Here is a 14,255-nt window from a genome sequence, read left to right as displayed (position 1 = left end):
CAAGGCGAACAAAAGGGAAACCGAAATGCGCCGATCAATTGGTCCGGCGGCCAAAACCCATGGGGCCGGAATAGGTGAAGGCGGGCGCCGCCGGTCGGGGCTGGAACGCCACCGGTGCGCGGCGGGCCAGGCGCGCCATTTCCAGCTGTTCGAACAACGGCCCTTCGGTCAGGATATAGGGAAAACGGATGCCCATCCGGTCCTCTTCCGACCAGCGCACCGTGCCGAACACGCTATAGCCATCAATATCCAGCTGACACTGGCTTCCGGTCGGCAGCGAACAGCCGACGACCTGCGCGCCGCCCGCGCTCAGATCGACGATCGTCCCTTCCAGGCTGTCGAGCACGGTCGTGATGGTGATCGCGATGTCGACGGGAATCCGTTCGCGGCTGCGGGGTGTCTGCATGGGAGCCTCCATATGACCAGACCATGGAGGAACAGGGTGAACAAAATCTAAATATGAAGCCCGGTTTAACGCGTTTTTGCCTCCAAAAGCCGTTCCCTTTCGCCCTTTGCGGGGGTAGGGGCTTTGGCATCATGACCATATCCGACATTCTCCGCACCGCCGCGAACGCGTCCAAGGCCTGGCCCTATGAGGAGGCGCGCAAGCTTCTCAAGCGTTACCCCAATGGCGCGCCGGAGAAAGGCCATATCCTGTTCGAGACCGGCTATGGTCCCTCGGGTTTGCCGCATATCGGCACCTTCAACGAAGTGCTGCGCACCACCATGGTCCGCAACGCCTTCCATGCGCTATCGGACATCCCGACCCGGCTGGTGGCGTTCAGCGACGATCTGGACGGCTTCCGCAAGGTGCCGGACAATGTGCCGAACCAGGCGATGCTGGCGGACTATCTGGGCAAGCCGCTGACGCAGGTGCCCGATCCGTTCGAGAAATATGAAAGCTTCGCGCATCACAATAATGCGATGCTGCGCGACTTTCTCGACAGCTTCGGCTTCGACTATGAATTCGTCTCGGCCACCGAACGCTATCAGGCCGGCGCCTTCGACGAAGCGCTGCGCCAGGTGCTGCGCCGTTATCAGGCGATCATGGACATCATGCTGCCGACCCTGCGCAAGGAACGGCAGGCCACCTATTCGCCGGTGCTGCCGATCAGCCCCAAGAGCGGCATCGTGCTGCAGGTTCCGGTCGAGGTGGTCGACGCCGAGGCCGGTATCGTCCGCTTCGTCGACGAAGGCGAGACGATCGAACAGTCGATCCTGGGCGGCGGCGCCAAGCTGCAGTGGAAGGTCGACTGGGCGATGCGCTGGTATGCGCTGGGCGTCGACTATGAAATGGCGGGCAAGGATCTGATCGATTCGGTCACCCAGTCGTCTAAGATCTGCCGCGCGCTCGGCGGCCGCCCACCCGAGGGCTTCAATTACGAGATGTTCCTCGACGAAAAGGGCGAGAAGATCTCCAAGTCCAAGGGCAATGGCCTCAGCCTCGAACAATGGCTGACCTATGGCCCGCAGGAAAGCCTGGCCTTCTACGCCTATCGCGAGCCCAAGAAGGCCAAGCAGCTGCACATGGGCGTGATCCCGCGCGCGGTCGACGAATATTGGCAGTTCCGCGGCAATTATCCCAAGCAGGCGATCGAGCAGCAGCTCGGTAACCCGGTCCATCATATCCATGACGGCAAACTGCCGCAGGGCGAGCTGCCGGTGACTTTCGGCCTGCTGCTCAATCTCGTCGGCGTGATGGGCGATGCCAGCCGGGAGCAGGTGTGGAGCTACCTCCAGAATTACGTTCCCGGCGCCAGTGCGGAAACCTATCCGGAACTGGACGCGCTGATCGGCCATGCGCTCGCCTATCATCGCGATTTCGTCGCGCCGACGCTCCAGCGCCGCGCGCCGCACGCCAACGAAGCCGCCGCACTGCGCCAGCTGGACGAAGAACTGGCCGCCTTGCCGGCCGATGCCAGCGCGGAGGATATCCAGAATATCGTCTATGCCATCGGCAAGGATGAAGCCTTTGGCTTCGCTGAACTGCGTGACTGGTTCAAGGCGCTCTACCAGACGCTGCTGGGCGCCGATCAGGGGCCGCGCATGGGCAGCTTCATCGCGCTCTATGGCATCGACAACAGCCGCAAGCTGATTGCGCAGGCGCTGGCCGCCTGATCGGAGAGAAGCGGGGGAACCATCGCGCGCGCAGGGCGTTTCGCGAACGGTCCACCCCCCTTTCGGACTGATGGCGTGCCTGGCACGGCATCGGCCGCGCCCGCCCGGAAACGGGGGGCGCGGCCAAGGGGGTAAGGAAAGGCCCCGGACATCGCTGTCCGAGGCCTTTTCTGTTTCGTCGTCCGGCTTACCAGAAGAAGCCGCGATGGACGGTCATCACCCGGCCGGTGCGCACATTCACCAGCATCACGTCATTATAGTGGCGGACCCAACGCTGATTGACGGCCGGACGGGGCAGGCGATAGCGATAGGGATCGGCGATATAATAGCGCGAGCTATAATAGGCCGGGCGAAGCTGGGCGCCGGCATTCCAGCGCGAATAGCGGAAGGGTGCATTCCAGTTGCCGGCGCGATAGACGTCGCGGTGGCTGCGGCGATAATCCTGCCAGTCTTCCCGCGCTTCCTGGCGGGAGTCGCGAACATCGCGACGGGCTTCGCGGACATCGCGGCGATCGCCATAGCGCTGGGCCGCGCGCAGGTCGCGCTGGTCTTCGCGCAGCCGCTGCTCGCTGCGGCGGGCTTCGCCATAGGACTGGGCGGAAGCGACGCTGGGGACGACGGTGGCCGCAAGAAGGCCAAGGATGATGATCTTGCGCATATTTCTACTCCCATCAATCTGGAGGCTCGGGGACGCTTCCAACCGCTTCAAGCGGGGCAGGTTCCCTTACCAACATGTTGAATATGGAGTGGATTCGCTGAACCGTCCGGGAACGGCGCTGTCAGGAACCAGTCATTTATGTCGCAAAGTGTAATGGCGCGCGACGTTTTGGGTCAGCGAACCCAGGGGCGTTCGCGAAACCATTTGGTGACGACATATTTGGTGCCCTGAGCCACTGGCCGGGCGGCGTGCAGGCTATAGGGGTTGGGCGCGCCGTCGGGCTTCAGGTTGTTCCAGATCAGGATCATCCCCTCGATCGGCGGCACCATGAATTCGCAGCGCGGAAAATGGGTCTCGCCCCCGCCCTCGACCGGCGACAGATAGATCATCGCCGTCCAGTTACGCTGGCCGCCGGTCTTGCGCATTTCGGGCCAATAGCTGGCGTTGACCGGGAAATAGTCGCAATGGACCTTATATTCCTGGCCTTGGGTATAGCGTTGCCCCTGCAATGTCTCGCCATGGTCCGGCTCCAGCCCGGTCATCGCACAGATGCGGGCGCTGATCGCATGGACCAGCGGATCTTCCCGGTCGAGATTGCAGCTGTGGCTGGTGCGATAATCGGCATTTTCCCGCCCGGTGAACAAGGTCGATGGCTGGGCGCCGGCGTCGATGATCGCGCGCATCACCGCGCATTCTTCGGCGCCCAGGAAATCCTGCCGCCCATAGATTTCCAGATGGGGGCTGTCGATGCGGCTGACCAGCGGGTTGCGGTTCAGTTTCTCGCGCACCCGATCGCCGATCGCGGCGCGGGCCGGCGACGCGATGCCGCCATCATCCACTATCTCGTTCATGCCGCCTCCCTGCCATTTCGGGCCGGCGCCGCGCAATGAAAAAGGGCCCGGTGCGGTGTTGCACCGGGCCCAGTGTCCTGAAGGCCAGTTCAGGAGGCTGTCACCAGAAGAAGTTGCGGATCACGTCGACGACATAGCCATCGCGGATATCGACCAGCAGTGCGTCGTCATAATAGCGGATCCAGCGCATCGTGCCGTAGGCCGGCGGCAGGCGGTAATAATAGGGATCGTTCAGCCAGTAATTGCTGCCATAGAGCGGCCCCGACAGGAACACGCCGATCGAGAAGCTGCGATAGCCATAATTCCAGCCCGACGGCGCATAATAGCGGCCCATGCGATAGCGGTCGCCATAGCGGCTGCGATAGCCATACCAGTCATAGCGCCGGTCCTGGCGCCAGCCATTGTCCCAGCGGCGCTGGTCGGCCCAACGGGTGCGATCGTCATAGCGGCGGCCACCATTGTTCCAGTTGCCCGGATAGCCGGGGCGATCGCCGCGCCGGTCATTGTCGCTCCAGCGCCGATCGTCGGGGCGACCATCGCGATTACGATCATTCCAGTCACGCCCGTTGCGATCCCGGTCCCAGACCTGCCGGTTCCAATCGGGGCGGGAATCCGGGCGGGCGTCGGGCCGGCGTCCATCACCGCGCCCGTCTGGGCGGTCGGGGCGGGCGACCGGCTGCATGCCGGGGTTCGGATTGCCGGGACGTTGCCAATTGCCATTGGGGCGATCGGCGCGTTGATCGGGCCGCTGGTCCGGCCGGCTTACCCGCTCGGGGCCACCCTGCCAGCGCTGTGCGGGCGCTGCCATTTGCGGACGTCCGCCAGCATTGCCGCGATCACCGCCACCCTGCCAGCGGGTGCTGCCTTGCGCGCCGCGCATGTCGCCGCCCCGGTTTCCGGGATTGCTTGCACCACGCTCGCCGCGCGGACCGCCGCCATTGTCGTTCCGCTGGGCATAGGCCGGTGCCACGCCGCCCAGCAGCGTCGCACCCATTAGGCCAGCCAGCATCCATTTCCTCAGCATCGTTCCGATTCCTCGTGCGGGAACCATCTGTTCCCTTCATGCCGCATCTCTACGCGGATGGCGATGTCGCGATGCTGAACTCTTCTGTCAGCGATTTGAAAGATTCTGTCCCGGAACAATGGACAATCTCGATCATTCCATCCATCCCACCATCTTGCATCGGAAAAGCCCGGTAAATGGGCTGTTCGGCGCAAAGCTGATCCAGATCAGTGCAGTGCCGACAAACAACCTTTAGGACCAACGGGTGATAAGAACCGCCGATGCCGGCCGCATAAGACAGGCCCTGCGCGCCGCGACGATGGAGAGCCATCAACGGGTCGATGACCTGTTTTCCCATTTTTCGCTCGCTTCCGCGCCCGATTACCGGGCGTTCCTGCGTGCCCATGCCCGCGCGATCGCCGCGCTTGAGCCGGTCGCCCAGCCCGATTCGCCGCGCCTTGCGCTGATGGCGCAGGATCTGGCGGCCTTGGGAGAGGCCATGCCTGCGCCGCTGTCGATGCCGTCCACGGGCGGCGACGGCTTCCGCTGGGGCTTGCTCTATGCGCTCGAAGGATCGCGTCTGGGCGGCGCGATGCTTGCGCGCCAGGTCGCCCAGGATCTGCCCCGCGCCTATCTTTCCGCCGTTCATGGCAAGGGCGGCTGGGTCGCCTTCCAGCAGGAACTCGATGACGCAGCGGCTGAGGGCGATGCGGACTGGCTGGACGATGCGATCGCCGGCGCGCGGACGGCCTTCACCTTGTTCGAGGCGGGCGCGCGCGCCGAGCGGGAGGTCGCTTGTGACTGATGTGGCCAGCCCGGAAGCCCAGGGCTTCGCCGTCGACATCAATAATTGCGCTCGCGAGCCGATCCATGTGCTCGGCACGGTCCAGCCGTTCGGCTTTCTCGTCGCCCTGACCGCCGACTGGCTGGTGTCGCGCGTCTCGACCAACAGTGCCGACCATATCGGCCTGGCGCCCGACCAGATGCTGGGCCAGCCGATCAGCACGCTCTTCACCGCCGATGCGATCCACACGCTGCGCAACCGCATCACCCTGCTGCGTGGGCCCGATTCGGTGGAGCGGGTCTTCTCGCTGCCGCTGGTGGAGGGCGGTGCGCCGTTCGACGTTGCTGTCCATTTCTCCGGCCAGTTGGTGGTGATCGAGGCAGAGCCTGCCGTGCCCGACGAGATGGAGGCCAGTTCCATGGTCCGCTCGATGGTCGCGCGGCTGGCGCAGGCGGACAGCATGACCGCCTTCCTGCGTGATGGCGCGCGCCAGGTGCGGGCGCTCACCGGCTTCGACCGGGTGATGGTCTATCGCTTTGCCGACAATGGCGATGGCGAGGTGGTGGCGGAAGCGCTGCGTCCCGGCATCGACAGTTTCTTCGGCCTGCATTATCCGGCCTCCGACATTCCGGCGCAGGCGCGCGCGCTCTACATGCGCAACATCTTCCGGGTGATTGCGGACATCAACGCGCCGCCGGTGCCGGTCATCCCGACCCTCGATCCCGCCGGCGCCGCGCTCGACATGTCGCTCTGCGTCACCCGCGCGGTGTCGCCGATCCATATCGAATATCTGCGCAACATGGGGGTGGGGGCTTCGCTCTCCATCTCGATCATCGTTGATGGCAAGCTGTGGGGCCTGTTCGCCTGCCACCATTATGCGCCGCGCCTGCCCAGCTTCGCGCAGCGCAGCGCCGCCGAACTGTTCGGCCAGATCTTCTCGATGATGCTGGAAGGGCGCGAGCGGGCGGAAACCGCCAGCTATGAAGGCAAGGCCCGCCAGGTCGCCGACCGGCTGCTCTCCGCCGTCGCGCAGGATCATGACCTGATGTCCAACGCCCGCTGGCTGGGCGACATCATCTTCGACACGATTCCCGCCGATGGCGTGGGCATCTATATCGACGGGCAGATGACCCTGTCGGGCCTGACACCGGACGAGCCGTCCTTCGCCGCGATCGTGTCGATGCTCAACCGCACCGCCGCCAGCCAGGTCTACACCACCGACAGCATTGCCCGCATCATGCCGGAAGCGCTGGCCCATGCCGATCGGGCCGCCGGCCTGCTCGCCATTCCGATCTCGCGCCGGCCGCGCGACTATGTCGTGCTGTTCCGCGCCGAACAGCTGCGCTCGGTCCGCTGGGCCGGCAAGCAGGACAAGCATATCGAATATGGCCCCAACGGCCCGCGCCTGACCCCGCGCAAGAGTTTCGAGGAATGGTCGGAACTGGTGAAGGGCACGGCTGTCGCCTTCATGCCGGCCGAACTGCGCGTCGCCGAAGCGCTGCGCACGGCGCTGCTGGAAGTCATCCTGCGCCTGTCCGATTCCGCCGACGAGGAACGGCAGCGCGCGCATGAGAAGCAGGAATTGCTGATCGCGGAACTCAACCATCGCGTCCGCAACATCCTCGCGCTGATCCGTGGCCTGATTTCCCAGACCCGCGACAGCGCCATGTCGGTCGACCAGTTCATCGGCACGCTGGAAAGCCGCGTCCATGCGCTGGCCCGCGCCCATGACCAGATCACCGCCGATCGCTGGGCGCCCGCGCGCCTCTATGACCTGATCGAGGTGGAGGCTGGCGCCTATCTCGGCGACCGGCGTGACCGGGTGAAGCTGACCGGTCCCAATGTGCTGCTGACCCCCGCCGCCTTCACTGTGCTGGCGCTCGTCATCCACGAACTGCTGACCAATGCGGCCAAATATGGCGCGCTGTCGGACAATGGATCGGTGGCGATCGACTGGCATGTCGATGCCGAGGGCAGCCTGCTGCTCCACTGGCTGGAAAGCGGCGGCCCTGCCGTCGTCGCGCCCTCGCGCCGGGGCTTCGGCTCGACCGTGATCGAGCGTTCCATCCCCTATGATCTGGATGGCCGGGCGGAGGTCAATTATCGGCTGGCGGGGCTGGAAGCGCGCTTCTGCATTCCGTCCGCCCATGTCGCCTCGATCCTGCCCGACGTGGCCGGCACCGATCGCGCCAAGCCGGCGCCCGCTCCCTCGCCGCATCTGCTCAAGGGGCGGCAGATTTTGCTGGTCGAGGATAATATGATCATCGCCATGGATGGCGAGGATGCGCTGCGCGACCTCGGCGCGCAGGTGGTGACTGCCGCCAGCATCGGCCGCGCGCATGAGGCGATCACGCTCCATCCGGTCGACCTCGCCGTGCTGGACTTCAATCTGGGCAATGAAACCAGCCTGCCGATCGCCGACATGTTGGCGGAACGCGGCGTGCCCTTCCTCTTCGCCACCGGCTATGGCGACGGGCTCGACCTGCCGGATCGCTTCAGCGACGTCATCCTGCTCAAGAAACCCTATTCTGGCGCGACCCTGGCCCAGGCGATCGCCCCGATGCTGGCCAGGGGCTGACAGGAAACAGTCGGTTTCCGCCTGGCGCGTTGCGCGGGCGGCGCCGACATCCGATCTAGGCGGGCATGAAACAGCCAGCCTTGTTCATCCCCCATGGCGGTGGTCCCTGCTTCTTCATGGACCCCGCCGATCCCCAGCATCCGCACAGCGACGCCATGTGGCAGCCGATGCAGGATTATCTTGCCGGCCTGATCGCCGACCTGCCGGAACGACCGCGTGCGATCCTGCTGGTGTCTGGCCATTGGGAAACGCCTGGCTTCACCGTCCATGACGGCACCCGGCCGCCCTTGCTGTTCGACTATTTCGGCTTCCCGCCGCATACCTATCAGCTCCGCTGGGACGCGTCGGGCGCACCCGCGCTTGCCGATCGTGCGGCCGAATTGCTGGAACAGGCGGGCTTTCCCACAGCGCGCGAATCCGAACGGGGTTGGGACCATGGCGTCTTCATCCCGATGAAGGTGGCGCTGCCCGATGCCGACATTCCGGTCGCCCAGCTATCCTTGCGCCGCGATCTTGATCCGGCCGCCCATATCGCCGCCGGTCGTGCGCTGGCGCCGCTGCGCGACGAGGGCGTGCTGACCGTCGGATCGGGCATGAGCTTCCATAATCTACGCGTGCGCGGCGCGATGGCGACGGCACCCTCGCGCGAATGGGACGATGCGCTGTGCGATGCCGTGATCGATCCCGATCCGGCCCGTCGCGCGGCGCGTGTGGCCGCCTGGGATCACCTGCCCCATGCCCGCTTCGCCCATCCGCGCGAAGAGCATCTGCTGCCGCTGATGGTGGCGCTGGGGGCCGGCGGCGAGGACGCCGCCATCTGTGCCCATCGCAGCACGGTGCTGGGCTGGACGGTTTCCGGCTATCGCTTCGGTTAAGGCCGATATCTAGGGTTTGCGCAGCGCCGGCACGGTGCGCACCGCCTCGTCCGGCGTGATGCCGGGCGGCGGTGCGGCCTGGATCGGACCGTCGCCGGCCTGGTCCTCACCGCGCATGATCCGGCCGGCGCGCTTGATCGCACCGCGCAGCCGGGGATAGACGCCGCAGCGACAGATATTGGTGATCGCCGCGTCAATCTCCGCATCGGTCGGGTCGTTGGTCCGCCGCAGCAATACCGACGCCGCCATGATGATGCCGGACATGCAATAACCGCATTGGGAGACATTTTCGGCCGCGAACGCCTGTTGCAGCGGATGGCCGCGATCGGGCGACAGCGCCTCGATCGTCGTCACGAACCGGCCCTCGGTCTTGCCGATCGTCACCTGGCAGGACCGCACCGCCTCGCCATCGATATCCACGGTACAGGCGCCGCAATCGCCAGTACCGCAGCCATATTTGGTCCCCGTCAGGTTCGACGCGTCGCGCAGCGCCCACAGCAAAGGCGTCTCCGGATCCATCCGATATTGCACCGGCCGGTCGTTGACGGTGAAGCGCGTCATGCCGCCTCTTCCTCCTCCACCTTGTGGTAGAGCACCTCGTTGCGGATATGGATGGTACGCGACGCCAAGCGGATTTCCTGGATGAAGGTGCCGAAGGCGGCCGCCTGCAGCACCATCGCCAGGCTGAACAGGATCGCGACCGGCGTACCCAGATGGGCGTTGAACAGATTGCCCGCGAACAGCAGGATGACGACCAGACAGACCGCGCAGGCCGACGCCACCGACAGGAAGATCGCGCCATTGACCACGCTCATGCGTCGGTCGAGCACGCGGATCTCGCTCACCATCCGGTCATGTTCCTTGCCGCGCGTGCTCAGCACCCATTCCTCGACTGCACGGGCGCGATCGATAATGCGGGCCAAGCGGCTGACGCAGACATTCAGGAACGCACCGATACCGGCGAGCAGGAAGACAGGGGCAAGTGCCAGCTGGATCGTCTGGGCGACCTGGCTGACCTGCGGAAGGGGGATCATCGACTTGGTCCTCTCATCCCTCGCTTCTATCCTTGATCGCGGGCCAAGGGGCAAGGGGGCCTAAAGCAAACGCCGCCGGACAAACCAATGTCCGACGGCGATCATGGTCATGGTTCGGGCGCGCCAGGCGCGTGAAGGTCAGGCAGCGCCCTTGGACGAGGGCGTGTTGACGCCCATCGACTTGAGATACTGCTTGATGTTGCGGGCCGCCTGGCGGAGCCGTTGCTCATTCTCGACCATGGCGATGCGGACATAGCCTTCGCCATCCTCGCCATAGCCCACGCCCGGCGCGACCGCGACCTTGGCATGGGTCAGCAGCTGCTTGGAAAATTCCAGGCTCCCCATGTCCTTGAGCGCTGGCGGCAGCGGCGCCCAGGCGAACATCGACGCGCGCGGCGCGGGAATGTCCCATCCGGCGCGGGAAAAGCTCTCGACCATCACGTCGCGGCGCTTGTGATAGAGTTCGCGATTCTTGGCGACGATGTCCTGTGGACCGTTGAGCGCGGCGCAGGCGGCCGCCTGGATCGGCGTGAAGGCGCCATAGTCGAGATAGGATTTCACCCGGCTCATCGCTGCGATCAACTGCTTGTTGCCGACCGCAAAGCCGATGCGCCAGCCGGCCATCGAATAGGTCTTGGACAGGGACGTGAACTCGATCGCGACATCCTTGGCACCCGGCACCTGCAGGATGGAGGGCGTCGGATTGCCGTCATAATAAAGCTCGGAATAGGCAAGGTCGCTCAGCACCCAGACCTTGTTCTCCTTCGCCCAGGCGACGAGCCGCTCGTAGAAGGCGAGGTCCACTGTCTCCGCCGTCGGGTTGGACGGATAATTGACCACCAGGATCGACGGGCGCGGCACGGTGAAGGCCATGGCGCGGTCGAGCGCGCGGAAATAATTCTCGTCCGGCGTCGTCGGCACCGACCGGATGGTCGCGCCAGCGATGATGAAGCCGAACATGTGGATCGGGTAGCTGGGGTTGGGGGCCAGCACCACGTCGCCCGGCGCGGTGATTGCGGTGGCGAGGCTGGCAAGCCCCTCCTTCGACCCCATGGTCACGACGACTTCGGTTTCCGGGTCGACATCGACGCCGAAACGGCGGCCATAATAATTGGCCTGCGCCTTGCGGAGGCCCGGAATCCCCTTGGACTGGGAATAACCATGGGCGTCCGGCTTGCTGGCGACTTCGACCAGCTTGGCGATGACATGATCGGGCGGCGGCAGGTCGGGATTGCCCATGCCAAGGTCGATAATGTCCTCTCCCGCGGCGCGGGCTGCGGCTCGCATCGCGTTCACTTCGGCGATGACATAGGGCGGCAGGCGCTTCATGCGGTAGAATTCTTCGGACATTATAGGGGCTTTCCTGAAAGCTCTCGGTAAGGAATAGTGCGTGGCACGCATTCGGCGTGTCACAATCTGGCTATAACCCGCCAGGCTGCGGCGCGCCAGTGAAAGCGGCTGATATCGGCAATGCCAGGAGGAGGAAGGTGGCCATGGAAACGCAGGATGTCCTGGAGCCCCATCTCCCGACCCTGGCGGAGATGCAGAAATGGACCCAGGTGCTGGGCCGCGCGCAGCAATTGATGCTGGAGCAGGCGGCGGGCGCGACCGGCCGGGTGCTGCCCTTCGATCCCGAAACCGTCGCCCGTATCCAGACCAGCTTTGCCGATGAAGGGCTGGCGCTGTGGCAGCGCTTTCTCGATTCCGGCGGCCTGCTGCGCGACCAGCCCGATCCGCCGCCAGCCGACAGCCCGGCCGCGCGCAAGGACCGGCGCTTTGCCGATCCCGCCTGGACGACCCATCCCTTTTACGACCTGATCCGGCAAAGCTATCTGCTGATCTCCGATTATCTGATGAACCTGGCCGATGCAGTCGACGGCGTCGATCCCAAGGCGAAGGCCAAGCTGCGCTTTGCCACCACCGGCATGCTCGACGCGATGGCGCCGTCCAACTTTCCGCTGATGAATCCGACGGTCGTGGAAAAGACGATCCAGAGCGGCGGCGAGAATCTGGTGAAGGGCCTCCAGCATATGCTGGCCGATATGGAGAAGGGCCAGCTTACCCATACCGATGGCACTCAGTTCGAACTGGGGCGCAACATCGCCGCGACGCCGGGCAAGGTGGTTCACGAAACCCCGCTCTATCAGCTGATCCATTATGCGCCCTCGACGCCCAAGGTGCTGGCGACGCCGCTCATCATCTTCCCGCCCTGGATCAACCGCTTCTACATTCTCGATCTCTCGCCGGAGAAGAGCTTCGTCAAATGGGCGGTGGACCAGGGGATCAGCGTCTTCCTCGTCTCGTGGAAATCGGCCGACGCCTCGATGAAGGACATGGTCTGGGACGATTATATCCTGAGCGGCCAGGTCGACGCGATCGACACGGTGCGCGATCTGCTGAACGTACCCAGCGTCCACACCATCGGCTATTGCGTGGCCGGCACGACGCTGGCCGCCACGCTGGCGCTGCTGGCGGCGCGGGGCGAAGCGGACAAGGTGGCGAGCGCGACCTTCTTCACGGCGCAGGTCGATTTCAGCGCGGCCGGTGATCTCACCCTGTTCGTCGATGACGAGCAGATGAAACTGGTTGACCGTCTCTCTTCCAGCGGCTTTCTCGACGGGCGCTACATGGCGGCGACCTTCAACCTGCTGCGCGGGCGCGACCTCATCTGGAACTATGTGGTCAACAACTATCTGCTCGGCATGGACTATCCGCCCTTCGACCTGCTCTACTGGAATGGCGATACGACCAACCTGCCGGCGCGCTGGCATCGCGACTATCTGACCCAGCTCTATCGCGACAATATGCTGGTGGTGCCCGGCGCGATCAGCGTCGCGGGCACGCCGATCGACCTGACGCAGATCCACACCCCCGCCTATGTCCAGGCCGGCAAGGAGGATCATATCGCCCCGCTCGAAAGCGTGTGGAAACTGACCGAGCATCTCGCCGGGCCGGTGCGTTTCCTGCTGGCAGGCTCAGGCCATATCGCTGGCGTCATCAACCCGCCGGTCGCGCAGAAATATCAATATTGGACCGCCGACGCCCCGCAGCCGACGCTGGATGATTTTGTTGCGGCTGCGCGCGAGACCAAGGGCAGCTGGTGGCCCGACTGGGCCGAATGGCTGCGGGGCATCGATTCGCGCGAGGTGGCTGTCCGCGGCGCGCGCAAGCCGGGCGGCGGCAAGCTTCGGGCAATAGAGGATGCGCCCGGACGTTACGTAAAAGCCCGCTAGAGGCGTGGATTTAAGCCATTCCCCATTGGCCGCCGATCAGTGCCAAGCCATCAATATGTCTGATTTGTTGCACTGCACAATGGGCTTGTAATCCTTTGGGATAAGGCTTATTGTGCAGTGCAACAAACGGAGGATGGTCGATGGCCGTTACCCCTAAGTCTGCGCGTGCCAAGCCGGTCGCGAAAAGCGGTTCCGCAACCTTGTCTGCCAGTGAGGCACTCAAGGCGGCTGAGTCCGCCCTGGGTGAAAAGCCCGCGCCCAAAAAGCCTGCCCCGCGCAAACCCGTCGCCAAGGCTGCTCCGGCAAAGGCGTCCGCGCCCAAGCCGGTATCAAAGAAGCCGGCGTCGGTCGCTGCTGCTGCTAAAGCCCCTGCTGCGGAACCGGCACCCGTTGCCGATCCGGTGGCGGTGGTCGCGGCGACGACGGCGGTGGATGCCGCACCCGAACCGATTGTTGAAGATGTTGAGGCGGTAGTGGCTCCGGAGCCTGTGTCCGCCCCGAAGACCAAAGCGAAGACGCTGCCTGCCACGGAAGGAACATTGATCATGAACGATATCCTCGAAACCGGTAAGAAGTTCGCCGAAGATACCAAGGCCAAGATGGAAACGGCCTATGCCGACCTGAACGAGAAGGCGAAGGCCGGTGTCGAAAAGTCGACCAAGGCGATGGAAGAACTGAGCGACATCGCCAAGGGCAATGTCGAAGCGCTGGTGGAATCGGGCAAGATCGCGGCCAAGGGCTTCGAGACGCTGGGCCAGGAAGCCGTCGACTACAGCCGCAAGAGCTTCGAGAAGGCGACTGCCTCGATCAAGAGCTTCTCGACCGCCAAGACCCCGACCGAATTCTTCCAGCTGCAGAGCCAGTTCCTGTCGAGCAGCTTCGACGAGTTCACCAAGGAAGCGGCCAAGAGCAGCGAAGCCTTCATGAAGCTGGCCGGCGACATCAGCCAGCCGCTGACCGCGCGCGTGACCCTGGTCACCGACAAGGTGAAGTCGCTCGCCGCCTGAGGCGGGCTGATTTCACAGCCGAATTTCCGGGCCGATATCCGGCCGGGATGACGAACAAGGGCGGTGCTCCGGTCGGAGCATCGCCTTTTTTCTCGCCGGGGAAACGTGGTTACG

General features: G+C 64.4%; 13 protein-coding genes. 6 read left to right on the top strand and 7 right to left on the bottom strand.

Going from position 1 to position 14,255, the window contains the following annotated elements; translation table 11 throughout:
* Positions 1-34 precede the first annotated feature (34 nt).
* Positions 35-406, bottom strand: a complete 372-nt coding sequence (locus tag JQK15_RS04460; protein WP_004209958.1) for a PilZ domain-containing protein — start codon at positions 404-406, stop codon at positions 35-37.
* Positions 407-537: 131 nt separating this feature from the next.
* Here JQK15_RS04460 and JQK15_RS04455 point away from each other — a divergent pair, with 131 nt between their 5' ends.
* Positions 538-2,118: a lysine--tRNA ligase gene (locus tag JQK15_RS04455; protein ID WP_214863690.1), complete on the top strand. Its 1,581-nt coding sequence runs from the start codon at positions 538-540 to the stop codon at positions 2,116-2,118.
* Between the two features lie 187 nt (positions 2,119-2,305).
* Here JQK15_RS04455 and JQK15_RS04450 read toward each other — a convergent pair whose 3' ends face one another.
* From JQK15_RS04450 to JQK15_RS04440, 3 genes are all read right to left on the bottom strand, one after another.
* Positions 2,306-2,776: an RcnB family protein gene (locus JQK15_RS04450; protein ID WP_037518627.1), complete on the bottom strand. Its 471-nt coding sequence runs from the start codon at positions 2,774-2,776 to the stop codon at positions 2,306-2,308.
* A gap of 173 nt (positions 2,777-2,949) precedes the next feature.
* Positions 2,950-3,627, bottom strand: a complete 678-nt coding sequence (locus tag JQK15_RS04445; RefSeq protein WP_037518624.1) for a 2OG-Fe(II) oxygenase — start codon at positions 3,625-3,627, stop codon at positions 2,950-2,952.
* Positions 3,628-3,727: 100 nt separating this feature from the next.
* Positions 3,728-4,636: an RcnB family protein gene (locus tag JQK15_RS04440; protein ID WP_214863687.1), complete on the bottom strand. Its 909-nt coding sequence runs from the start codon at positions 4,634-4,636 to the stop codon at positions 3,728-3,730.
* A 313-nt stretch (positions 4,637-4,949) separates the two neighbouring features.
* Here JQK15_RS04440 and JQK15_RS04435 point away from each other — a divergent pair, with 313 nt between their 5' ends.
* The 3 genes from JQK15_RS04435 (at position 4,950) to JQK15_RS04425 (ending at position 8,867) form a co-directional block, all read left to right on the top strand.
* Entirely contained in the window at positions 4,950-5,435 is a 486-nt protein-coding gene (locus JQK15_RS04435; protein WP_214863994.1) for a biliverdin-producing heme oxygenase, read from the top strand.
* The gene (locus tag JQK15_RS04430) at positions 5,428-7,992 is read left to right on the top strand and encodes an HWE histidine kinase domain-containing protein (RefSeq protein WP_214863685.1); all 2,565 of its coding nucleotides are present in this window, start codon (positions 5,428-5,430) and stop codon (positions 7,990-7,992) included. The genes JQK15_RS04435 and JQK15_RS04430 overlap by 8 nt, the downstream gene beginning before the upstream one ends.
* Positions 7,993-8,057: 65 nt before the next feature.
* Entirely contained in the window at positions 8,058-8,867 is an 810-nt protein-coding gene (locus tag JQK15_RS04425; RefSeq protein WP_214863682.1) for a DODA-type extradiol aromatic ring-opening family dioxygenase, read from the top strand.
* Positions 8,868-8,876: 9 nt separating this feature from the next.
* Here the strand turns inward: JQK15_RS04425 and JQK15_RS04420 are convergent, their stop codons facing one another.
* The 3 genes from JQK15_RS04420 to JQK15_RS04410 form a co-directional block, all read right to left on the bottom strand.
* Positions 8,877-9,428, bottom strand: a complete 552-nt coding sequence (locus JQK15_RS04420; RefSeq protein WP_214863680.1) for a (2Fe-2S)-binding protein — start codon at positions 9,426-9,428, stop codon at positions 8,877-8,879.
* Entirely contained in the window at positions 9,425-9,901 is a 477-nt protein-coding gene (locus JQK15_RS04415; RefSeq protein WP_037507334.1) for a DUF2721 domain-containing protein, read from the bottom strand. The genes JQK15_RS04420 and JQK15_RS04415 overlap by 4 nt, the downstream gene beginning before the upstream one ends.
* Before the next feature lie 138 nt (positions 9,902-10,039).
* Positions 10,040-11,251: an LL-diaminopimelate aminotransferase gene (locus tag JQK15_RS04410; RefSeq protein WP_004209971.1), complete on the bottom strand. Its 1,212-nt coding sequence runs from the start codon at positions 11,249-11,251 to the stop codon at positions 10,040-10,042.
* 143 nt (positions 11,252-11,394) lie between these two features.
* On the opposite strand from JQK15_RS04410, the gene JQK15_RS04405 reads away from it, so the two are divergent.
* Together JQK15_RS04405 and JQK15_RS04400 are read left to right on the top strand one after the other, a co-directional pair.
* Positions 11,395-13,134, top strand: coding sequence for a PHA/PHB synthase family protein (locus JQK15_RS04405; RefSeq protein WP_214863992.1), 1,740 nt, complete (start codon positions 11,395-11,397; stop codon positions 13,132-13,134).
* 140 nt (positions 13,135-13,274) lie between these two features.
* A complete protein-coding gene (locus tag JQK15_RS04400; protein WP_214863678.1) occupies positions 13,275-14,141 on the top strand; it encodes a phasin family protein in 867 nt (288 codons plus the stop codon).
* Positions 14,142-14,255 lie beyond the last annotated feature (114 nt).

Origin of the sequence: Sphingobium sp. BHU LFT2 (genome assembly GCF_018604485.1) — a bacterium.
Taxonomy (GTDB): Bacteria; Pseudomonadota; Alphaproteobacteria; order Sphingomonadales; family Sphingomonadaceae; genus Sphingobium; species Sphingobium yanoikuyae_A.
Note: the sequence above shows the minus strand (reverse complement) of the source record. Positions and strands in the feature narration are given on the sequence as shown.

Coding starts and splice junctions, on each gene's coding strand:
- JQK15_RS04460 (WP_004209958.1), bottom strand. CDS start 406: ATGCAGACACCCCGCAGCCGCGAACGGATTCCCGTCGACATCGCGATC.
- JQK15_RS04455 (WP_214863690.1), top strand. CDS start 538: ATGACCATATCCGACATTCTCCGCACCGCCGCGAACGCGTCCAAGGCC.
- JQK15_RS04450 (WP_037518627.1), bottom strand. CDS start 2,776: ATGCGCAAGATCATCATCCTTGGCCTTCTTGCGGCCACCGTCGTCCCC.
- JQK15_RS04445 (WP_037518624.1), bottom strand. CDS start 3,627: ATGAACGAGATAGTGGATGATGGCGGCATCGCGTCGCCGGCCCGCGCC.
- JQK15_RS04440 (WP_214863687.1), bottom strand. CDS start 4,636: ATGCTGGCTGGCCTAATGGGTGCGACGCTGCTGGGCGGCGTGGCACCG.
- JQK15_RS04435 (WP_214863994.1), top strand. CDS start 4,950: ATGGAGAGCCATCAACGGGTCGATGACCTGTTTTCCCATTTTTCGCTC.
- JQK15_RS04425 (WP_214863682.1), top strand. CDS start 8,058: ATGAAACAGCCAGCCTTGTTCATCCCCCATGGCGGTGGTCCCTGCTTC.
- JQK15_RS04420 (WP_214863680.1), bottom strand. CDS start 9,428: ATGACGCGCTTCACCGTCAACGACCGGCCGGTGCAATATCGGATGGAT.
- JQK15_RS04415 (WP_037507334.1), bottom strand. CDS start 9,901: ATGATCCCCCTTCCGCAGGTCAGCCAGGTCGCCCAGACGATCCAGCTG.
- JQK15_RS04410 (WP_004209971.1), bottom strand. CDS start 11,251: ATGTCCGAAGAATTCTACCGCATGAAGCGCCTGCCGCCCTATGTCATC.
- JQK15_RS04405 (WP_214863992.1), top strand. CDS start 11,395: ATGGAAACGCAGGATGTCCTGGAGCCCCATCTCCCGACCCTGGCGGAG.
- JQK15_RS04400 (WP_214863678.1), top strand. CDS start 13,275: ATGGCCGTTACCCCTAAGTCTGCGCGTGCCAAGCCGGTCGCGAAAAGC.